Origin of the sequence: Mycobacterium alsense, from assembly GCF_002086635.1 — a bacterium.
Classification (GTDB): domain Bacteria; phylum Actinomycetota; class Actinomycetes; order Mycobacteriales; family Mycobacteriaceae; genus Mycobacterium; species Mycobacterium alsense.
Genome location: NZ_MVHD01000021.1, coordinates 1 through 20,327, shown reverse-complemented (window position 1 = coordinate 20,327; position 20,327 = coordinate 1). Strand labels below are relative to the sequence as shown.

Sequence of the window (20,327 nt, the reverse complement as noted above, 5' to 3'; positions counted from 1 at the left end):
TCCCTTAATGCGCCCGCCGGGCCGCGTGCGCTCCGGCGCGACGCCCGAAGAACGACCCCTCACCCAGCTGCGTCCCGCTGGCGTAGCCCTTGCCGTCCTGGGCGATGTTGGACGCGCACGCGCCCACGGCGTACAGGCCGGGCACCGCGGAGCCGTCCTCGCGCAACACCTGGCCGTCCACCGACGTGACCAGCCCTCCCAACGTGAAGCCGGCATACATCGCCTTGCCCAGCGACATGTCGAACGCGCCCCACGGCCCCTTGTCTTGGGGCGCAAGGAATTCCGGCTGCTTGTGGAAGTCGGGGTCCTCGCCCCGCGCGGCGTAGCGGTTATAGCGGTCCAGCGTCGCGACCAGGTTGCCGGCCGGGATGCCGAGCGCGGCCTCCATCTCGGCGACGGTCTCCCAGCCGTCGATCAGCGGCACCAGCGGCATCTTGGGGTGCTCCAGGTGCGCCTCGTCGACGATCAAAAACGCCGCGCTGTCCGGCTGATCCATGATGAACCCGGCGGTGCGGGAATGGTAGGAGTCCTCGGCGACGAACCGCTGCCCGAGCCTGTTCACGACGATCCCGGTCAGCAGGATCGACGGCGGGTAGGGCGGGGCCGTGATGAAGATCTGGTCCATGTGCGAAGTGGCGCCGCCGGCTGACACGCCCATCCGGATGCCCAGCCCGTCGTCGTAGGTGTTGCCGAGGACGAACGGCTTCTCGGCCAGCTTGGGGGTGTAGCGGGCAACCATCTCCGGGTTCATCACGAACCCCCCGGCAGCGATGATCACCGACTTTGCCTTGATCGCACCGGTTTCGGAGAACCGCTTCCACATCACGCCGGTCACGCGGGTCTCGGACCCCGAACCGTCCACGACGAGCTGGGTGGCGCCGGTCTCGTAGCGGATCTGCACGCCCAGGCTCGCGGCGCGCTTGAGGAGCAGGTCGATCACCATGCTCGCGCCGCCGGTGTCGCCGGGCACGGGCACTTTGTGGCCGCGCGGCGCCGGCACCGCCTGCTCCAGGAAGGGCCACACCTTCTCGTTGCCGGTGAACATCAGGCCCTCGGTGTTGGGTTGGATGACCGCCTTGCCCGGGAAGTAGCTGCGCTCGAACTGAAAGCCCAAGTCTTCCAGCCAATTGAAATGCTCGACGCTGCCGTCGCAATACGCGCGGATCTTGGCGTGGTCCGGATCCCGCGACACGGCTTCCAGGTACTTGTACATCTCCTCCGGCGAGTCGGGGTGTCCCGTCGCCTGCTGGACCGCGGTCCCGCCCCCGAGGTAAAAGTGGCCTCCCGCAAGCGAAGTGGTGCCCCCGGCCGCGGCCGCGCGTTCGAGCACCAGCACCCGCGCGCCGGCGGCCGCGGCGCTCACGGCGGCGCACCCGCCGCCGATGCCGAAACCGATCACCACCACGTCGACCTCGTCCGACCAGGACGCCACGGTGTCGGCATCGACGGTCGCCGGGATTTCGGTGCTCATCGGCGCCACTCCTCTCCCCCGCGAGCGGGTGGTACCCCCACATCGCTCATGTGTCCCCCTCGCCGCCGCGCGGCGGGGGGCGCCCCCTTTGCATGGTCGCTGGCGCGGCTCACCGCTGCTCCTTTTTGATGTAGTCGTAGAACGCCCTCATCTCCGGTGAGACGTAGGCGATTTCCAGAAACGGCACGCCCGCCTGCGGCGCCGAAACGTAGGCGAATTGGATGCCGCCGGGCATCACGCCCTGCTGCACCACCGCCGCGCCGCGCTCGGCGACGTCGGCCAGCGCGGCATCGAATTGCGCCGGGCTCTCGGCCTCGACGCAGATGTGATGCAAACCGGGCCCGGATTCCCGCAAAAAATCACTATAGATGTTCTCCCCGCGCACCGGTGAGATCAGTTCCAGCTGGGTGTCCCCGAGGTAGCTCAAGGAGATGCTGGCGACGAAATCGGCCGGCTTGCCGTGGTAGCTGCACGCGTCCGGAGGAAAGTGCACATCGGGTATGCGCACCCACTTCCGAACGCCTAACAGGCCGGTGAGGGCCGTTTCCGTGGCATCCAGGTCCCGGGTGACCCACGCGATCTGCGTCGGCGATTGAAGGGGAAGGGTCATCGCAACGCAGGATATCCCAGCCCGCCGCTCGCCAGAAAGGCCCCGAAAGACTTTGCCGCCAGCGCTCGCGCCGGAGCGGCTAACGCGCGGTGAACACGTTCTAGTTCGGCCTTCTCATTGGGCACCGTCAGTGCTGGCTCAGCACGTCCACCAGCAGCCGTAGCTGGGTGTCGAACACCGCGGCGGGGTCGGTGACGGTGTCGGCGCCGTATTGCCCGAACACCTCGAGGCTGATGGCGCCCAGCACGCCCGCCCACAGCAGGAAGCACTTCGCGATGACCCGGTCGTCGCCCGGAAACCCGAATTCGTGGCGAATGCGTTCGAAGTCCGACGACATCGGTTGCGGCGCAAAATCATTCGTCAGCCGGATGTCCCCGGTGGTGATCCCGGCGGCCACCGCGTCGAACAGCGCCCCCACCACGCGGGTGCCGGCCGGGACCGTGCGCTCCGGCGGCGCGTGATACCCGGGGACGGGGCTGCCGTACAGCAGCGCCCAGCGGGCCGGGTGGGCCACCGCCCATCGCCGCGTCGCGCGCGCGATGGCGATGACGTCGTCGCTCCAGAGCTCGCCGACGGTCTCGCGGGCCCGATCCACGGTGTCGGCGAGGTCGGAATAGGCGTCGATCAGCAGCAGGGTCAGCAGCTCGTCGCGGCTGGAGACGTACCGGTACACCGCCGAGGACACCATGCCCAGCTCGCGCGCGATCGCCCGCACCGACAGCCCGCCCGCGCCGCGTTCCACCAGCTGTCGGCGGCCGAGTTCGATGATGCGCGCCTCGATCTGCTCCCGCGATTGCTGGCGTTTGCCCACGCGGCCAGTCTGGCACAACCGAGATCACTGCTCTTGCTTTTGGGCGTGGGCTGTGGCAGCGTGTCCGGCATAGAGAGCGCCGCTCTCTAATCGCGGGAAGGGACCACGCCATGACCACGCGTTACGAAGAACCGGGCCGGACCGCCCGCGCCGCCAACGCGGTGGTCCGCTGGCTCGCGGAGCTGGGCATCAGCATCGCCGGGACCCGGGCGCTGCGGGTACGCGGCCGCAAGAGCGGAAAGCCGCGCACAGTCGTGGTCAACCTGCTGAGCGTCGACGGTGGGGACTACCTGGTGTCGCCGCGCGGGGACACGCAATGGGCGCGCAACGTCCGGGCGGCGGGGATCGTCGAGGTCGGGCCGCGCTGGCGCCGCAGGCCGGCCCGGGCCAGCGAGCTCGAAGACGCGGCCAAGCCGGAGGTGCTGCGGAGCTACCTGGCCCGCTGGTACTGGCAGATCAAGGACTACGTCGGCGGCCTGACACCGGACTCCACCGACGAGCAGCTGCTCGCCGGCGCGCCCCGGATCCCGGTTTTCGCCCTGGCACCCGCCGGGTAGGTTCAGCCGGGATTGGTCGTCGCCCCGAGGTCCTGGCGGACCTGGTCGGAGGTGGCCCGCCACGACACCGCCGCGGGCAGATCCCCCCAGATGCTGTTGAAGATCCCCACGATCTGGCCGGGGCCGCCGTTGGGCGCCAGGTACACCGGACCCCCGGAATCGCCCTTCTGGCTCTGCACGCCGTGCGACATGGTGAACCAGCCGTTGTTGACGCTTTCCACGGTCCCGCACGTCTCGCCCGTGACGACGCCGAAGTGGCAGACCGCCTCGCCGGGCTGCAGCGCCACGCCCGGGTTCGATTCCAGCGGGCGCCCGCCCGGCAGGACGTTGTTGGCGGTGACGCTGCTGTCCAGCACGATCGCCTCGTAGTCCGAGATCACCTGGTCGGTCGCCACCGTGGTGCCGCTGGGCGTGTTGTCGCGGAACGTGGCCAGCCGGCCGATGACGTTGTGGTCCCGGTCGAAGACCGTTCCGTTGCCCCGGCAATGGCCGGCGGTGAAGGCGATCTTCAGGGCGGGGTCGACGTAGCCCAGGGTGCAGACCCGATTGTCCTGGCGGATCTCCATGCCCGGATACACCACCGGGGGGTCCGCTTTGGCCGGCACCGGCGGTGCCCAGGGTGCCAGTGCTGCGGCGCAAGCCACAGCAGACGACGCGGCCAGTGCGCGCATTGCGAGGCGGTGCACGATGAGCTCCGATCCGTTCGAAAACTTACCGACCCGCGGGTTGAGGCTGCGACGAAGCTGTGACGAAGCGGTGTCGTAACGTCACCCCGCGTTGATCATTTCGTTACCGGCCGGCCCGGCGTTACCCCGACGTGGCCAGCGGGGCCACGCCGCCGGGTTGGGCGGCCACGCGCGGCTCCCAGCCGGGCGGGCCGAACACGTAGGCCAGCCGGTCGCGCAGGCGGCTCGCCGAGCGCCAGTCGCGGGCGATCGCGACGTATTCGCGGGTCTGCAGGTTCCAGATGTTGAAGGTGTCGACCCGCTTGGTCAGGCCGTAGTGCGGGCGGAACACCTCGGGCTGGAAGGTGCCGAACAGCCGGTCCCAGACGATCAGGATGCCGCCGTAGTTCTTGTCCAGATACAGCTGGTCCATCCCGTGGTGCACCCGGTGGTGCGACGGGGTGTTGAGGACGAATTCGAACGGCCGCGGCAGCTTGTCGATCCGCTCGGTGTGGATCCAGAACTGGTAGATCAGGTTCACCGAGAAGGCGAAGAACACCATCCACGGCGGAATTCCCAACAGCGGCAACGGAATCCACATCAGGATCTCGCCGCTGTTGTTCCATTTCTGGCGCAGCGCGGTGGCGAAGTTGTAGTACTCGCTGGAGTGGTGGGCCTGGTGCGTCGCCCAGATCAGCCGCACCCGGTGGGCGATGCGGTGGTAGGCGTAGTAGAGCAGGTCGACGCCGAGGATCGCGATGACCCAGGTGTACCAGCGCGCCGGCGACAGGTGCCACGGCGCCACATAGGCGTAGATCGCGGCGTAGCCGAACAGGGCCAGGACCTTCCAGCCGGCCGTGGTGGCCACCGAAACCAGCCCCATCGAGATGCTGGCCAGCGAGTCACGGGCGAAGTGGGACCCGGCGGCGGGCCGGTCGCCCTCGAGGTGCTCCAGCTTGCGGGCCGCGCTCCACTCCAGCGTCAACAAGAGCAGGAAGAACGGGATCGCGAACAGCACGGGGTCCCGCATCGGCGGTGGCAATGCGGAGAAGAACCCGGCCAGGGCGGTCACACCGATAGATTACGACGGTCCCGCCGGCGACGTCCCGCCGATCCGGCCGGGACCCGGATCGACGAGGGGTTGAGGGCGTGACCGCGGTGGTGGTGATCGGGTCGGGGTTCGCCGGGTTGTGGGCGGCGCTCGGTGCGGCCCGGCGGCGCGACGAGCTCGCCGTGCCGGCGGGCGCCCTGGACGTCACCGTGTTGAGCCCCGAACCCTTTCACGACATCCGGGTGCGCAACTACGAAGCCGACCTGAGCGCCTGCCGCATCCCCCTCGCCGACCTGCTCGAGCCGGTCGGGGTGGCGCACATCGCCGCCGAGGTGACCGCCATCGACACCCGCGCGCGCACCGTCACCGCGTCGGACGGCGCCACCTACCGCTACGACCGGCTGGTGCTGGCGGCGGGCAGCCGCGTGGTCAGGCCCGAAGTGCCGGGGTTGGGCGAGTTCGGTTTCGACGTCGACACCTACGCCGCCGCCGTGGCGCTGCACCGCCACCTGCGCGGGCTCGCCGACGGGGCGTCGACGCGGGCGGCGGCCACCGTCGTCGTGGTCGGCGCGGGGCTGACCGGCATCGAGACGGCCTGCGAGCTGCCCGGCCGGCTGGGCGCCCTGTTCGCGGGCCGCGGCGTGCGCCCCCGGGTGATCGTGGTCGACCGCAACCCGCAGGTGGGCTCCGACATGGGCGCGGCGGCGCGGCCGGTCATCGAGCGGGCCCTCGCCGACAACGGCGTCGAGACGAAAACGGCGGTCGGGGTCGCCGAGGTCACCGCGCGCGGGGTGTCGCTGTCGTCGGGCGAGCACCTGGAGGCCGCCACCGTGGTGTGGTGCGCGGGCATGCGGGCCAGCCCGCTGACCGAGCAGCTGCCGGTGCCGCGCGACCGGCTGGGCCGGGTGGAGGTCGACGAGTGCCTGCGGGTGGCCGGCGTGCCCTCGGTTTTCGCCGCCGGTGACGTGGCCGCCGCCCGCATGGACGACGAGCACCTGTCGGTGATGTCGTGCCAACACGGACGCCCGATGGGCCGCTACGCCGGCTACAACGTCGTCAGCGACCTGTTCGGGCAGCCGCTGCTGGCGCTTCGGATCCCCTGGTACGTCACGGTTCTCGACCTCGGCCCGGCCGGCGCGGTCTACACCGAAGGCTGGGACCGGGCGGTGGTTTCCACCGGCGCGGCGGCCAAGGCCACCAAACAGACGATCAACACCCGCCGCATCTATCCCCCGCTGACCGGCGACCGCGCCGACCTGCTGGCCGCCGCCGATCCGCGGCTACAGGACCGGCCCTAGGCAGTGGCGGCCGCTAGTCGGCCTGCGCCTGTTCGCCCGCGTACCAGTGCACGGCGTAAATGCCGGGCTGCAGCGACAATTCGGCCACCAGCCGCTCGAGGCGGGCCGGGGTGTGGCCGCTCATCAGCAAGTGTGCGGTCAGCGTGATGTTGCCGTCCTCGCCGGCCTGCCCGGTGTGGATGCCGCGCAGTGTGATGTCGTTGCTGGCGGTGTGCTGCACGATCTGGGCGCGGGCGTACTTCGCGGACTTGGGCCGGCAGATCACCTGAACCCGGTAGGGCTGCAGGCCCTCGTCCTCGTCGCCGGTGTTGTCACGGTCGATCAGCCGGCCGAGCGGGCGCCCGAACAGGTGGATCGCGATGACGGTGCCGGTGCCGATCAACGTGAAGACCAGGTGCCCGGAGGCCGCCAGCACGCCTACGGCGGCCGAGCACCACAGCGTGGCCGCGGTGTTGAGGCCCCGGACGTTGACGCCCTCGCGCAGGATGACACCGCCGCCGAGAAACCCGATGCCCGACACCACATACGACGCGACCCGGGTGGGGCTGCTGTCCGTGGTGGCCGCCGCGTACAGGACGAACAGGGTCGCACCCGCGGCCACCAACGCGTTGGTGCGCAGGCCGGCCCGTCGCGCCCGCCACTGCCGCTCCAGGCCGATGAGCGCGCCGCAACCCACCCCGACGGCAAGCCGGAGCGCGAAATCCGCGATGGTCAGCGTGTGCACGACCCGATTTTCCCTCCCCACCGCGACGACGGGTGGCCGCGGGGCGCCTGCAGCCAAGCACGCCGAGGTGAACAGCGGGTGGACCGGCACGCGCGCTCGGGGCGTTGCGGTTGTTACGCCTTCGAAAGTTGTTGGGGACAGTAGTATTTCGCGGCGATCACCGCGAAGTGGGAGGCGCCCTCCAGGTCGAATCCGGGGTTGTGGGTCTTCACGTCCTGGACAAGTTCCAGGCCGGACTCGCCGTTGTTCAGGCACGTGCAGACCGCTTTGGCCGACGCGACGGCCGCATCGGGGCTGGCGTAGCCGATGCCGACCCGGTGCAGCGTGGCGAGAAAGCCGGCGTCGTCACCCGCCGCGGGCGGTGCCGGGTCGGCGTGGGCCGGCGCGGCGAGGCCGATCAGCGCGGCGATCCCAATCGTCGTCAGTGCGAGTCTCATGACTTATCACCCTCCCAATAGCGTTGCGCACCAACCGAATTACGCTCCAATGGCGCGACTTGTAACTTGTCTTGTAACTTGTCTCCCTGTCGCAGGTGCACCGCGTGGATGCCGGGCTTGCGGGCCAGCTGCTCGAGCAGCGCGTCGAGACCTTCCTGGTCGACGTTGTGGTGCTGCACGGTTTCGGGCTTTTCCGATATCTGGGCAACCACCCGCTTCAGGTGTTCCGGGGAGTTGGCGTCTTTGAGGTCCTTGAGCGGCGCGATGCGGCCGCGCACGCCGGAGCGGCCCACCACGCTGGGAGCCCCGGCGCCCACGGCGCTGCCGAGCATCCCCGCCAGCGACATCGCGCCGAGCAGCCCACCCTCGCCGAGCGCGGCCGCCGGCACCGCGTCCGGCCCGGCGGCCGACAGCGCATCCGCGACCGTCCTGATGGCCGGGGTGGCCGTGGCCCAGCTCGGCGGGACAGAAAGCTTCCCGACCAGCGTGCCGGCGTTTCCCATCCCCGCGGACACGGCGTCGTACAGCGTGCCGCGGCCGAATCCCAGCGCGCCCAGCCCGGCGCCCAGCGCGTCTTTGGGGAGCGCGGCGTAGCCCGCCGGCGGGGCGAACTTGAGGACCTGCGACAGCGGGAAGTTGATCAGCAGCCCGATGTCGTTGAACTGCGTGGTGAATCCGAGTGGGACCTTCACCGCCGAGTACAGGGCCGCGAACGTCGACGCACCGTTGGCGCCGAAGAGGCCGTTCAACAGGCCGGTGACGGTGGCGGTGTAGGAGTTGCTGAGGTTCGCGCCGGTCTGCAGCAGCCACGACACGGGGTCGGGCAGCGACGACAGCGACGAGACGGCCGACTGCGCGCTGCCGGCCGACGTGGCGGCGGCCTGGGTCAGCGCCGCCGCCTGGCCGGCGGACCCGCCGCCGTTGCCGATCGGCGGGGCCGGGGTGAACGGGCCGAGGTCGGACGCGGTCGCCGACGAACTGGCGTAGCTGTCCATGGCCAGCGCGTCCTGGGCCCACATTTCGGCGTACTGGATCTCGGTGGCCGCGATCGCCGGGGTGTTCTGCCCGAAGACGTTGGTGGCCACCAGCTGGGCCAGTTGGGTGCGGTTGGCCGCGATCACCGCCGGCGGGACGTGCGCGGCGAACGCGGTCTCGTAGGCGGTTGCCGCCGCGGTGGCCTGGGCGGCGGCCTCGGCGGCCTGGCCCGCGACGCCTTGCATCCACGCCAGATACGGCGTGACCGCGGCGACCATGCCGATCGACGACGGGCCCAGCCACGAAGAGCCGGTCAGGGCGTCGATGACCGACGAATACGAGGACACCGCGGACTGTAGCTCGCCGGCCAGCCCCTGCCAGGCCGCCGCGGCGTCCCGCAGCGGCCCCGCGCCGGGACCCGCGTAGATCCTGCCCGAGTTGAATTCCGGCGGAAACGCTGCGTAGAACATCGCTTTCAGTCCTCCAAAGCGGGGATGACGATGATCGTGGCGGCGGGGCCGCCCTCGACGACGCCGCCCAGCGAGCCGGCTGCGGCGCCGCCGCCGGACTGGAACGCCGCGGCGGCCCCCACCGCGCGTCCGGCCAGGCTCGACAGGGCCATCTGACCGAAGACGCCGCCCTCGTCGGCGAGCCAGGCCGCGGGCAGGGCCGTGACGTTGGCGGGCAGCGCCTGGGCGAGCGTTCGGATCGCCGGTGCGGCCTCGGTCCAGCCCTGCGGCACCGACATGCTTCCCACCAGGGCCGCTTTGCCCATGGCGCCCGACACCGGCGCCCCGACCGCGGCACTCAGCGTCGGTGTCACGGCGCCTTGCGTCAGCGGCGCCAACGCCCCGCTGATGGCCTTGGGACCCGCCAGGTAGGCCGCGGCCCCCTGGCCGTTTTGCCCCCACGCGTAGGCCTGCCCGAACGACAGGAAGGGGCCGCCGGGTATCGCGCTCAAGCCCTGCAGGGAGTACGTGCCGGTGAGGCCCCCCCAAATGGTGTTCCAGTTCGAGAGGTCGGTTCCCAGACCCGCCGGCACGCCGGACAGCGGCGGCAGGTCGGCCAGTTGCGGCAGCTGCAGCCCCGCCAGCAGGTTGCCCGACGTCGTCGGCGAGTTCAGCAGGCCGCCGCCGAGGCTTTGCAGCGCGGTCGGCAACGAGTCGATCAGCTGAGACAGCTGGGCGCCGATGTTCAACCCGCTGGTGCCGCCGGACTGCGAGACCGCCGCCGCCTGCAGCGGCGCGGCCGCGGCGTTGGTGGTCTGCGGCGGCTCGGTGAACGGCGTCAGCCGCGACGCCGTCGCCGAGGCGGCCGCGTAGGCGTACATCGCGGCGGCATCCTGGGCCCACATCTCCATGTACTGCGCCTCGGTGGCGGCGATCGCCGGGGTGTTCTGGCCCAGGAAGTTGGTGGCGATCAACGCCATCAGCAGCGCGCGGTTGGCGGCGATCACCGGAGGGGGCACCGTGGCCGTGAACGCCGCCTCGTAGGCGCCGGCGGCGAGCTTGGCCTGGCCGGCCGCCTCCTCGGCCTGGGCGCTCGCCGCGCCCATCCACGCCACGTAGGGCGCGGCCGCACCCGCCATCGCGACGGCGGAGGGGCCCGTCCACGGCCCGGCCGCGAGGCTCTCGATCGTGGAGCCGTAGGTGGCCGCCGCCGCCTGCAGTTCGGCCGCCAGGTCATCCCACGCCGCGGCGGCCGCCAGCAGCGGCCCCGACCCGGGACCGGCGTACATCCGGCCGGAGTTGAGCTCCGGTGGTAGCGCACCGAAATCGAACATCTGCTCCCCTCCCCGACAGCGCGCGCGACTTTCCGTCACATGCAAATTGAAAATTCGGACGTCTAGCGCAAATGCGTCATAGGAATCGCGCCGCTTAGCGACCATTCTGGCGGGAAATGTTCGAGGGACGTTCCCGGAAGGTAATCGAGACGTAAAAGACATCTCTCTTTCCCCTGGTGAGCGCTGTGAAAATCCGCTCCGGGCCCTGGTATTGCGTGTGAGCTCAATTTCCAGCGGGTTGACAGCCGGGAATCAGCGACGCATCAGAATTGACGCTTACCTTTAAATAGTTTAGGCAGGGATTAATGCGCGTGTCCCACGATCGGCAAGAAAATAGTATGGCCGAAAAGCAGCCGTTGTCGTTGCGGCGCGAAAACGCGGTCAATGGCCCTTCGGGGTCAGGTGCTCCGGGCAGTAGGTGTTCGCCACGATCGCGGCGAATCGGGCCGCACCGTCCATCGTCATCCCGGGGTTTTGGTCCTTGATGTCGTGGACGACCTGCAACCCGGTTTCACCCTTGCTCATCATCCCGCATGCCGCCTTGGCGGACGCGATGACCTGGCCGGGGCTGCTATAGGTGAACCCGGCATGATCCAGGGCGGCCAGGAAGGCGGTGTCGTCTTGGCCGGGGCCGTCGGGCTCGGCGTGCGCGGGGGCCGCCAGCCCGATCGCGGCGACGGCGCCGGCCAGCGCCAGCAGACGTTTCACGGCGCCCTCGATTGCGCGCCGGGCGGAGTGACCTTCGGCTTGTCGCCACCGGACACGTGCACCGCGTGGATGCCGGGTTTCTTCGACAACCGGTCGAGCAGGGCGTCGAGCCCCGCCTTGTCGACGTTCCAGTGCTGCACCGCGTCCGGTTCCTTCTGCAGCCGGGCGATGACCTGGTCGAGCTTGACGGGCTCGCCGGCGCCCTTGCTTCCGGCGGCGCGGGCGCGGGCGCCGCTGCCGCTGAGGACCTGCGGGGCGGCGCTGCCCAGCGCGCCCCCGGTCATGGCGCCCAGCGCCATTTGGCCCACCAGGCTGCCGGGGATGCCCGCCGGGGCGGCCGCCAGGCTGGTCGCCGGCAGCGCGCTGGTGGCCATCCTGATCGCCGGGGCCGCCGACGCCCAACTCGGCGGCACCGACAGCCTGCCCACCACGTTCGCCTCGCCCGCGCTCGCCGACACCGCGCCGGTCAGCCCGGCCGACCGCAACCCCAGCCCGGCTCCCAGCGCCGACCTCGGGATATCGACGGCCGCGGCCGGCGGCGTCCAGAACATCTTGAACTCGGTCATGCCCAGGTTGACCGGGCTCATGCTGTCGTTGGCCACGGTGCTGAACCGGCCGGCGTCGGCGAGGATCCCGAACGTGAGCTCCCATGTCTGCGCCGCTAGTGGTGATCCCGTCACGTTGTTGAGAAGCTGGCCCCAGAATTCCATGTAACCGCGGGAGGCGTTGCCGATCGCCTCCAGCAACTGCGTGACGATGTCGAACGGGAAGGCCGCCGCCGCGTTGGCACCGCTTGCCTGGCCCAGCGCGGTCGCCTGCGCGGCGAGCCCGGACGCGCCGGTGGTCGGCGGCGGCTCGGTGAACGGCGTCAGCCGGGACGCGGCCGCCGACGAGCCGGCGTAGCCGAGCATCGCGGCGGTGTCCTGTGCCCACATCTCCCCGTACTCGGTCTCGGTGGCCGCGATGGCCGCGGTGTTCTGCCCGAAAACGTTGGTCGCCACCAGCGCTGCCAGTTGGGTACGGTTCGCCGCGATCTCCGGCGGCGGCACCACCGAGGCGAACGCGGTCTCGAAGGCGCTCGCAGCCGCCCTGGCCTGCCCGGCCGCGGCCCGGGCCTGCGCCGAGGTGGCCGACATCCACGCCACATAGGGCGCCGCCGCGGTCGCCATGGCGACCGACGACGGACCGGTCCACGCGTCGGCGGCCAGGCTTTCGACGACTGAGCCGTAAGACGCCGCCGCGGACTGCAATTCGCTGGCCAAGGCATCCCAGGCGGCGGCCGCCGCCAACATGGGCCCGGCGCCCGGACCGGTGTAGATCTCCCCGGAGGTGATCTCCGGCGGCTGAAAGGCCGAACTCGCGAAAGTCACTGCGGCACCTCGGAATCCGCCATTTAATCCGCCGGAATCACAATGATCGTGGCGCTGGTCGCGACGTCCTCCGCCACCGCGGCACCCGCGGCCGTGCCGCCAGCGCCGGCGGTGCGCACCGCGGTGCCCGCCAACGCGCGCCCGGCCAGGCTCGCCGCGGCCATTTCGCCGAACAGCGCGCCCGGTGACCCGGCAGCAGGGGCGGCCCCCAGACTCGCCCCCGGCAGGACCGACGCGACCGTCCGCATCACCGGGGCGGCCGTGACCCAGCCCTGCGGAACCGACAGCGACCCGACCAGGGTGGCGCGGCCCATCGACCCCGCCACCGCGCCGCTTCCCGGCTCGGGGGTCACCATCGAGACGTATCCGGTGCGCAGCGGGGCCAGCGCTCCGGTAATGCCCGTGGTGCCGCTGAGCATTTGGGCGACACCCGGCGCGTTCTGCGCGAGGCCGAGGTTCTGCAGGGCAAACAGCCACCAGCCCCCGGGCAGAATGATCCCCCCAATCGGGCTGTAAGCGCCCGTGACGGCCGCGAAAAATGGCCGGATATTCGCCACGACGGGATAGATGGCCTCGATGATCGACGCCGCCGGGGTCGCGGCCGCGGGGGCTGTCGTCCCCAGGCTTTGCAGCGCGGTGGGCACCGCATTGATCAGCGGCGACAGCTGCGACGGTATGTCTGCTACGGACGCCACGGCCGCGGCCGGGTTGGTCGTCTGCGGCGGCTCGGCGAACGGGGTCAGCCGCGTGGCGGCCGCCGAGGACGCGGCGTAGGCATACATCGCCACGGCGTCCTGGGCCCACATCTCGGCGTAGTGCGCCTCGGTGGCCGCGATCGCCGGGGTGTTCTGGCCGAAAATGTTGGTGGCCACCAGCGCCATCAGCAGGCTGCGGTTGGCTTCGATCACCGGCGGGGGGACGGTCGCCGCGAACGCGGCCTCGTAGGCGGCCGCGGCGGCCTTGGCCTGCAGGGCCGCCTGCTCCGCCTGCGTCGCCGTCGCCGTCATCCACGCCACGTACGGTTTGGCGGCGCTCACCATCGCCGCCGACGCCGGGCCGTGCCAGGGCCCGACGGCCAGCCCGTCGACCGTGGTCCCGTAGGAGGCTGCGGTGGAGTGCAATTCGGCGGCCAACGCATCCCAGGCCGCCGCGGCGGCCAGCATCGGTCCCGACCCCGGGCCGGCGAACATCCGACCGGAGTTGATCTCGGGCGGAAGCGCCCCGAAATCCACAAACACGCCAGTCGTCTCCGATTAGTGTCGACGCGACAGCGCGTCGACGTCCGGCATCGAAACCCCTTCGGCGGCAAAAAAAGACATGGACTTCCTCCCTGATAGCCATGTGCGAGGAACCCGCCGACGAGTCGGTGGCCGTACGCATTCCCTCCGTTCCTTAGATGGCCCCGATGCTAATCACGGACCTGTGGGCTGGCTGTTAACTTTGTGTGGTTCATATGAAATCCATCAGATTGGCGTCTGATTCGGCGATGGAAATTCATGTGCATGACGGGAGGCGGCACGCACCCGCCGGGATGCCCGGCGTGCGACGGCATTTCGGAGCACTCCCGCACGAAAAGACACCCTGTGCGAATGTTGATCTGTGCAATTAAGCACGCGGGCAGCCAAATCCGCGGCCAGCGCGCCAACGACCCTGCGGCGGAGGAGATCCCGGCGCGCTACCCGGCCGCCGGCGGCCGGGTGACGAACGTGGGACGGAAGCCGTACTGCGGGACGGCGCGCCCGTACGCCTGCGTGCCCATGGGCCCGACGGGCACCCCGGGCATGCCGGCCGCCCCGGCCGGGGGCGGCGTCATCGGCGTGCCGCCCAGCGCCGACGCGAGCGGGCCGTGCAGCGGTGCGGCCGTGGCCCAGCTCGGCGGCGCCGACAGGGCGCCGATGGAGGCGGCCTTGCCGAAACCCGCCGACACGGTGCCGCCGAGCCCGCCGAGCCCGCCCGCACCGCCCAGCGGGCCCGCCAGCGCGCCCGTCACGGCCTGCCCGAACGCGCTGCCGGACACCCCGGCGCTCGCCGCGCCGGAGCTCAACCCCATCAACGGGGCGAGCGCCGTAACCGGCGCCATACCGAGCCCGGTCGAGGAGATGGTGTTCCAGAAATTCGAATTGGGCTGTAACACGGACCAGATGTCGCTTCCCGTGGAGCCCGACCCGAGCGCGCCGAGCAGCCCGGACGGCTGGGCCGCCGCGGATGCGGGCGACGACGCGAGGCCCTGCAGGGTCGTGGGTATCGCCGACATCACCTGCGACAGCGTCGACTGCTCGGAGCCCGCCGCCGTGCCGCCGGCCTGCGTGACCGCGGCCGACTGCGCGGCCAGTCCGCCGGGGCTGGTGGTCTGCGGTGGACCCGTGAACTCGCTCAACTGCGTGGCGATCGCCGAGGACGCGGCGTAGCCGTACATGGCGGCCGCGTCCTGGGCCCACATCTCCGCGTACTGGGCCTCGGTGGCCGCGATCGCCGGGGTGTTCTGGCCCAGGATGTTGGTGGCGATCAGCGCCATCAGCTGGACGCGGTTGGCCGCGATCACCGGCGGTGGCACGGTCGCCGCGAACGCCGCCTCGTACGCGGCCGCGGCCGCCTCGGCCTGGGTGGCGGCCTGCTGGGCCAGCTGGGCGGTCGTGCCCAGCCACGTCACGTACGGCGCGACGGCGGCCGACATCGCCGCCGACGCCGGGCCGTACCATTCTTCGCCGGTCAACTCCGACAGCGCCGAACCGTAAGACAATGCGGTGGAACGCAATTCGGCGGCCAGCCCGTGCCATGCCGATGCGGCGGCCAGCATCGGTCCCGAACCCGCGCCCGAGTACATGCGGGCGGAATTCACTTCGGGCGGCAGCGTTGCGAAGTCCAGTGCGGCGGTCATCGTCAGCCCTCCCCCTAGCTGGTCGCGATCGCGACGGCCATCGCCGGCGCGCTGAATTGTGTTGCGCCCAGGGCGGATACCTGGATCTGCGCGGCAGGTGCTGCCGGGCGCGCGATAACAAACGACATCGGAGCGGCTCCTCACGGAAGGGACCCGAACCCGGGTTACCGGCGAGTTCTGGCTACTTTCCGGGGAATTCACGCACGCAGGACGCGCGCGGGCGAGACCTGTCGGAACGGACCGTTCAGACTGTCAGAAAGCGGCCGGGTTCGGATCGAAACGAAATGGTCGATCTGGAATACGGACTATCGTCGGGACTCATTTCGCTCTCACCTCCTCACGGCCTGGGCACACGGGGATGCCGTCTACCTGCACACGGGGAGAAGGACCCGGAAATACATCCGGGCGCGACACCCCTCTCGTCAGAGCTTTGGCACCACACGGCGTATCCGGCTCGATGGAGCTGGAAGCCACTTGGGCTCAACCCTTAATCCGGGAGGAGCTGTCCTGACCCTGGGCGTCTTTCGACGTTCGAGGTCAGTGGCCTGTATCCGTGCAGACGCCTCACCTAGCGAGGTGCTTGCACAGGCCATCGTGGCACCCCAGCCCGAGGCAGTCAAGCCGAAGTCCCACAGGCTTGCAACGGGTTTGGGATGAACCGGGCCAACCCGGCCTTCTCACGTCGTCTTTTTCTCCGCCACCGCCGCGCGCAGGCCCTCGGCGAGGTCCTCGCGGGTCAGCTCCTTGAACCGGAGCAGCTGGGCCTCACTGAAATCGCTGAGATCGCTGGCCAGCACCGCGTCGAGGTCCTCGTCGTCCAGGCGGAAACTCCGGTGGTCGCGCGCCTTTTCCACCACGTTGCGCACGAAGCCGGCATTGCCCAGGGTGTCGATGCCGCGGATCAGGTCGCCGTCTTCGGAGTAGCTCTCGTCGACGTAGAACTTGGTGTACGACGGCAGCAAGGCGTCGGCCGCCTCGTCGGTGATGAGGTCCTCGTTCTCCCGGCCCATCAGTTTGGTCAGCGCGACCAGCTCTTCCGGGGTGTAGCTGAAGAACTCGATCACCGTCGAAAAGCGCCGCCGCAGACCCTGATTCACCTCGAGCATCTTGTCCATGGCCTTGGCGTAACCGGCCCCGAAGACCACCAGCTCGTCGCGGTGGTTCTCCATGTACAGCAGCAGCGTGTTGATGATCGCGTTGCCGTACGGGTCGCCCTGGTGGTAGCCCGTCTCGTGCAGGGTGTGCATCTCGTCGAAGAAGACCGCCCCGCCCAGCGCGCCCTCGAGCATCTCCTCGGTGTTCTTCTCGGCGTCGGCCATGTAGCGGCCCAGCAGCTTGGTGCGGCTGGTCTCCACCACCAGAGGCTTGCGCAGCACCGTGAGCCCGCACAACTGCTTGGTGAAGGCCCGCGCCACCGAGGTCTTGCCCGTCCCGGGCGGCCCCAGCAGCAGGGTGTGGCGCGACGTCACCGGCACCGGCAGGCCCATCTTGGCCCGGGCGAGGTTCACCTTGGTGGTCGACTTGATCAGCTTGATTTCGCGCTTGGCCCGTTCCATGCCCAGCATCGCGTTGAGCTCGGCGTCGCCCTCGGCCAGGTACTTGGCGGCCTCCTGGGCGTGGCGGGCGGCCTCGGTCTGCGCGCGGCTCGGCGCGCTGTCCGGATCCCACGGGTCGGTGCGGGCCTCGATCGTCTCGGGATCGGTGAGCACCAGCCGGTAGTTCGGGTTGTCCAGGGCCTCGCGCGCCGGGCCGAACTTGGGGTCGCGCGAGTACACCCGCCGCAGCAGCTCGACGGCCTCCTCCTCGCGGCCGACGTGCCGCAGGCACATGCCCTGGGTGTACAGGGCGATGTTGGCCGCGCCCGGCACGCGGTCCCCCTCGACCGCGTCCTGGCCGCGCCGGAAGGCCTCCTCGAACACCCCCAGCGACGCCAGCGCGGTCGTCGCCATCGCCGCGCCGGCGGCCTTGAGTTCGGGATGCCGCCAGGTCTTTCCCTCGGGGAATTGCAGGAGCACGTCGGGCCAGCGCCCGGTGCGGAAGTACAGCACGCCCCGCACGTAGTTGACCAGTTCCTCGTCGAAGGGGTGGCGCGGCTCCACGCCGTCGAGCAGCTTGGCCGCCTCCTCGTAGCGCTTCGCCTCGGCAAGCACGGCGGCGTAGGCGCACGCCAGCGACTCCACGCTGGTGACGGCCAGGCGCAGGAACAACCCGTCGGAGACCTCGGGCCGAAACTGCAGGTCCGTGACCCCGAGGCGGCGGGTTTCCCAGCCGAACGTCCGCACCGACGCCCACGCGCCGGCGAGCACGTCGAGGCTCTGGTCGCCCGCGAGCATCCGCGCCAGCCACGCGTCGCACATCGTCGGATCCAGCGCCGTCGCGGTGTTGAACATCTGCGCGGCCACCTGCGGGTTGTGGCTGGGCTGCAGTCCGTTCACCGAAATGCCCGACGCCAGCAGTCCCGCGACCATGGCGTTGCGGGCGTCTTCGGCGGTCGATTGGGGGCGCGTCATTGTGCTGCGGGCGCGCTCGCCGCGCCCTCCCGGACCTGACCGACCGAGAGCACGAGGTCATCGTCGTCGAGCAGCGGGCGGCTGGGCACGGTCAAGAGCGGGCGGGCGGCCGGGACGGGCAGGCTGGCGCGCACCGCCGCCAATTGCCGGCCGGTGAGCCGGTTGAGTCCGGACCACACGCTTCGGGGCAGCCGGCGGTCGCTGTGGTAGCGCACCCAGGCGGACAGGTGTGGCCGGCCGCCGCGGGTGAGGAGCCGGATCGTGATCACCGCGGCGCCCACGTCCGGCGTCAACAGGTCCTCGAGGGTCTCGGTGGTGATGTCCGACGGCGTCATCCAGAAGCTGGCGGCGAACCCGTTGAAGTGCTTGAGGTGCCGCCAGCCGGGGCGGCTCCAGGTCGGTTCCAGGTCGGCCAGCACGGCGCTGTCGACCTCGGCGAGCTCGTCGGCCGTCAACGGCCGGGCAGCACAGTTGTGGCCGTCGAGGTCCTGGGCGAGCCGCTCGGTGGCCGCCACCAATGTCGAGGCGAGCGAATCGCGCGCCGCGACGGCCGCGACGTTGCGCTGCGGGTTCATCCGCAGCACCAGCCACGTGCGGCGCACGAAGGAGGTGGGCTCGTCGCTCACCACCCCCCACTCCTCGGGTCCCCAGTCGTCCAGCTTGGACTTTTCGGCGGCCCGGCCTTCGGGGCCGCCGCGACGCACCTTCATCGACACGATGTCGATGCCGTCGAGATGAATGTCGAACTGGCGCAAGCCATCCGCGACCGCGTTCACCGGCAGTACGGCCGCCAGGGTGCGGTGCCGGTGGCGTCCGGAGTCGTCGTCGCCGCCGTCCACCGCGATCGCCGTCACCAGATGGCCCTCGTACTGGCGCACGCCGACCGTGTCGCGCCCGAAGCGGCGCTGATGATCGATCGCGGGCGTGCAGCCCGCCGTGAGCGCGGTGCCCGGATCGGCCGACCAGTCCCACAGCCACGTGGCCAGGCCGGAGGTCACCGTCAGCCCGTGGTGGGTGACCAGCGACAACAGCGTCACCAACGCCGCGAGGCCGACGCCCACCCAAAACGCGATCCGGTGTTCGCCCTGCCACGACTCCGGGCAGTGGCTGGCCACCAGCATGATGAGCACGTCGACCAGAAACACCGTGGTGACCCGCGGCCACGACAACGACAGTCCAAACCTGCGCTGAGCCTTCATTGCTATTGCTGCTCCGACCTCATTGCTGCTTGCGTGTCCGTTTGATGAACATCGCTATGCCGAACACGGCGCCGCCGATCAGCAGAGCTGCGGTCAACCCTCCGGCTGCCACCCATACTGGCACCATATCGCGGTGGGGGGTCGCTTTCGGCAGGTTCAGCGGCGCCGACAGCTGCTGCGGCGGCTTCGCTGGGCCCTCGGGCACGTCCCAGGTCAGCGCCGCCACCGGGTCGATGACACCGTGGCCGACCTGGTTGTCCACCCCGCGCGCCGGCGCCCTGGCGGTGCGCTCCAACCGGTTGATGATCTGATACGCCGATAGCTGGGGGTACTTGGCGCGCACCAGGGCGGCCACCCCGGACACGATCGCGGTGGCGAAGCTGGTGCCGGCGGGAACCAGCAGGGTGTTGTCCGGGCCGTCGATGGCGTTGATCAAGCCGTCGTCGCGGGGGGACAGCCCGATGACGTCGGTGCCCGGCGCGGCGATGCCCAGCCACGGCCCGGCGACGCTGGACGAGCCCTGCCCGCCGTTCTGGGTGAGCGGCCGGCCGTCGGTGTCGACCGCGCCGACCGTCAGGACGTAGTCGCTGAACCACGACGGCGTCACCACGGTGGTGACCCCGCTCCAGCCCCGGGGGTCCTTGGGCTGCATGGGGTCGTAGGCCGGGTTCTGCTTGCAGTCCTTCTTGCTGGTGTCGCCGGCGGCCGCCACGATGACGACGTTCTTGTCGACGGCCGCGTAGCGCACCGCGGCGCCCAGCGCGCGTTGGTCGACGACGTTGCGCGCGCTCATGCAGGTCACATCGGAGATGTTGATGACGGTCGCGCCCATGTTGGCGGCGTGCACGATCGCCCGCGCCATGGTCTCGACGTCGTCGATCTTGGCCCGCGTCTGGGGGTCCTCGTCGCCGGTGTAGGCGTCCTTGAGGCCGAAGGCCTGGCTGGACTGGCGGATCGAGATGATGTCGACGTCCGGGGCGATTCCGCTGTAGGCGTCGGGGGGCGCCGCCGTGGGCGGCGCCGGTGGCGGTTTGGGTGGGTCGAGGGGCCGCGGCGCCTGCGGGCTGTCGACACCGACGACCCGCCGGCCACCGGAGTAGCTCGGGATCGTCACCGTCCCCGGCCCGCCGTGGTTGGCCGACGGGGCCTGGCCCGGCCCGGGTGCCGCGGGCGGCGGCGGCGCGGGGGCCGGCCCGAACGGTCCGGGCGGCGGAGACTCCGGCGGCGGGGGCACCATCGTCACCGTCTGGGGCAGCGGCGACAAGGTCACCGTCTGGGGC

18 protein-coding genes and 1 riboswitch are annotated in these 20,327 nt (G+C 70.6%); of the genes, 2 read left to right on the top strand and 16 right to left on the bottom strand.

Features of this window, described 5'->3' with window-relative positions; genetic code table 11:
* Positions 1 to 4: 4 nt before the first annotated feature.
* From BST11_RS13820 to BST11_RS13810, 3 genes are all read right to left on the bottom strand, one after another.
* A complete protein-coding gene (locus tag BST11_RS13820; RefSeq protein WP_083138550.1) occupies positions 5 to 1,471 on the bottom strand; it encodes an FAD-binding protein in 1,467 nt (488 codons plus the stop codon).
* 109 nt (positions 1,472 to 1,580) lie between these two features.
* On the bottom strand, positions 1,581 to 2,081 hold the full coding sequence (locus BST11_RS13815; protein ID WP_083138512.1) for a VOC family protein: 501 nt from the start codon (positions 2,079 to 2,081) through the stop codon (positions 1,581 to 1,583).
* Between the two features lie 127 nt (positions 2,082 to 2,208).
* On the bottom strand, positions 2,209 to 2,892 hold the full coding sequence (locus tag BST11_RS13810) for a TetR/AcrR family transcriptional regulator (protein ID WP_211284712.1): 684 nt from the start codon (positions 2,890 to 2,892) through the stop codon (positions 2,209 to 2,211).
* A 110-nt stretch (positions 2,893 to 3,002) separates the two neighbouring features.
* Here BST11_RS13810 and BST11_RS13805 point away from each other — a divergent pair, with 110 nt between their 5' ends.
* Positions 3,003 to 3,449 (top strand): nitroreductase family deazaflavin-dependent oxidoreductase, encoded by a 447-nt coding sequence (locus BST11_RS13805; protein ID WP_083138510.1) that lies wholly within the window; start codon positions 3,003 to 3,005, stop codon positions 3,447 to 3,449.
* Positions 3,450 to 3,451: 2 nt separating this feature from the next.
* Here BST11_RS13805 and BST11_RS13800 read toward each other — a convergent pair whose 3' ends face one another.
* On the bottom strand, positions 3,452 to 4,138 hold the full coding sequence (locus tag BST11_RS13800; protein WP_083138509.1) for an Rv1815 family serine proteinase: 687 nt from the start codon (positions 4,136 to 4,138) through the stop codon (positions 3,452 to 3,454).
* A gap of 118 nt (positions 4,139 to 4,256) precedes the next feature.
* Positions 4,257 to 5,186: a sterol desaturase family protein gene (locus BST11_RS13795; RefSeq protein ID WP_083138508.1), complete on the bottom strand. Its 930-nt coding sequence runs from the start codon at positions 5,184 to 5,186 to the stop codon at positions 4,257 to 4,259.
* Positions 5,187 to 5,263: 77 nt separating this feature from the next.
* Here BST11_RS13795 and BST11_RS13790 point away from each other — a divergent pair, with 77 nt between their 5' ends.
* A complete protein-coding gene (locus tag BST11_RS13790) occupies positions 5,264 to 6,463 on the top strand; it encodes an NAD(P)/FAD-dependent oxidoreductase (protein WP_083138507.1) in 1,200 nt (399 codons plus the stop codon).
* Between the two features lie 13 nt (positions 6,464 to 6,476).
* On the opposite strand, the gene BST11_RS13785 is transcribed toward BST11_RS13790, so the two are convergent.
* The 11 genes from BST11_RS13785 to BST11_RS13730 form a co-directional block, all read right to left on the bottom strand.
* Positions 6,477 to 7,187 carry an MgtC/SapB family protein gene (locus tag BST11_RS13785; protein ID WP_083138506.1) on the bottom strand — a complete coding sequence of 237 codons (711 nt, stop codon included), beginning with the start codon at positions 7,185 to 7,187 and terminating at the stop codon, positions 6,477 to 6,479.
* Positions 7,188 to 7,300: 113 nt separating this feature from the next.
* Positions 7,301 to 7,624 (bottom strand): DUF732 domain-containing protein, encoded by a 324-nt coding sequence (locus BST11_RS13780; protein WP_067318721.1) that lies wholly within the window; start codon positions 7,622 to 7,624, stop codon positions 7,301 to 7,303.
* On the bottom strand, positions 7,621 to 9,069 hold the full coding sequence (locus BST11_RS13775) for a PPE family protein (RefSeq protein WP_083138505.1): 1,449 nt from the start codon (positions 9,067 to 9,069) through the stop codon (positions 7,621 to 7,623). Before BST11_RS13775 ends, BST11_RS13780 begins: the two co-directional genes overlap by 4 nt.
* A gap of 5 nt (positions 9,070 to 9,074) precedes the next feature.
* Entirely contained in the window at positions 9,075 to 10,382 is a 1,308-nt protein-coding gene (locus BST11_RS13770; RefSeq protein WP_083138504.1) for a PPE family protein, read from the bottom strand.
* A gap of 381 nt (positions 10,383 to 10,763) precedes the next feature.
* The gene (locus tag BST11_RS13765; RefSeq protein ID WP_083138503.1) at positions 10,764 to 11,090 is read right to left on the bottom strand and encodes a DUF732 domain-containing protein; all 327 of its coding nucleotides are present in this window, start codon (positions 11,088 to 11,090) and stop codon (positions 10,764 to 10,766) included.
* On the bottom strand, positions 11,087 to 12,460 hold the full coding sequence (locus tag BST11_RS13760) for a PPE family protein (RefSeq protein WP_264010235.1): 1,374 nt from the start codon (positions 12,458 to 12,460) through the stop codon (positions 11,087 to 11,089). Before BST11_RS13760 ends, BST11_RS13765 begins: the two co-directional genes overlap by 4 nt.
* A 23-nt stretch (positions 12,461 to 12,483) precedes the next feature.
* A complete protein-coding gene (locus BST11_RS13755; RefSeq protein WP_083138549.1) occupies positions 12,484 to 13,692 on the bottom strand; it encodes a PPE family protein in 1,209 nt (402 codons plus the stop codon).
* Positions 13,693 to 14,135: 443 nt separating this feature from the next.
* Positions 14,136 to 15,338, bottom strand: a complete 1,203-nt coding sequence (locus tag BST11_RS13750) for a PPE family protein (protein WP_083138502.1) — start codon at positions 15,336 to 15,338, stop codon at positions 14,136 to 14,138.
* 407 nt (positions 15,339 to 15,745) lie between these two features.
* A riboswitch (M-box (ykoK) riboswitch) is annotated at positions 15,746 to 15,921 on the bottom strand.
* 94 nt (positions 15,922 to 16,015) lie between these two features.
* Complete coding sequence (eccA, locus tag BST11_RS13740) at positions 16,016 to 17,848, bottom strand: type VII secretion AAA-ATPase EccA (RefSeq protein ID WP_083138501.1); 1,833 nt, start codon at positions 17,846 to 17,848, stop codon at positions 16,016 to 16,018.
* Positions 17,845 to 19,047: a type VII secretion protein EccE gene (eccE, locus tag BST11_RS13735; protein WP_083138500.1), complete on the bottom strand. Its 1,203-nt coding sequence runs from the start codon at positions 19,045 to 19,047 to the stop codon at positions 17,845 to 17,847. The genes eccA and eccE overlap by 4 nt, the downstream gene beginning before the upstream one ends.
* Positions 19,048 to 19,066: 19 nt before the next feature.
* Positions 19,067 to 20,327: S8 family serine peptidase (locus BST11_RS13730; RefSeq protein WP_083138499.1), on the bottom strand; the 1,261-nt coding region annotated here is incomplete at its 5' end.

Coding starts and splice junctions, on each gene's coding strand:
- BST11_RS13770 (WP_083138504.1), bottom strand. CDS start 10,382: ATGTTCGATTTCGGTGCGCTACCACCGGAGCTCAACTCCGGCCGGATG.
- BST11_RS13820 (WP_083138550.1), bottom strand. CDS start 1,471: ATGAGCACCGAAATCCCGGCGACCGTCGATGCCGACACCGTGGCGTCC.
- BST11_RS13750 (WP_083138502.1), bottom strand. CDS start 15,338: ATGACCGCCGCACTGGACTTCGCAACGCTGCCGCCCGAAGTGAATTCC.
- BST11_RS13775 (WP_083138505.1), bottom strand. CDS start 9,069: ATGTTCTACGCAGCGTTTCCGCCGGAATTCAACTCGGGCAGGATCTAC.
- BST11_RS13780 (WP_067318721.1), bottom strand. CDS start 7,624: ATGAGACTCGCACTGACGACGATTGGGATCGCCGCGCTGATCGGCCTC.
- eccA (WP_083138501.1), bottom strand. CDS start 17,848: ATGACGCGCCCCCAATCGACCGCCGAAGACGCCCGCAACGCCATGGTC.
- BST11_RS13805 (WP_083138510.1), top strand. CDS start 3,003: ATGACCACGCGTTACGAAGAACCGGGCCGGACCGCCCGCGCCGCCAAC.
- BST11_RS13815 (WP_083138512.1), bottom strand. CDS start 2,081: ATGACCCTTCCCCTTCAATCGCCGACGCAGATCGCGTGGGTCACCCGG.
- eccE (WP_083138500.1), bottom strand. CDS start 19,047: ATGAAGGCTCAGCGCAGGTTTGGACTGTCGTTGTCGTGGCCGCGGGTC.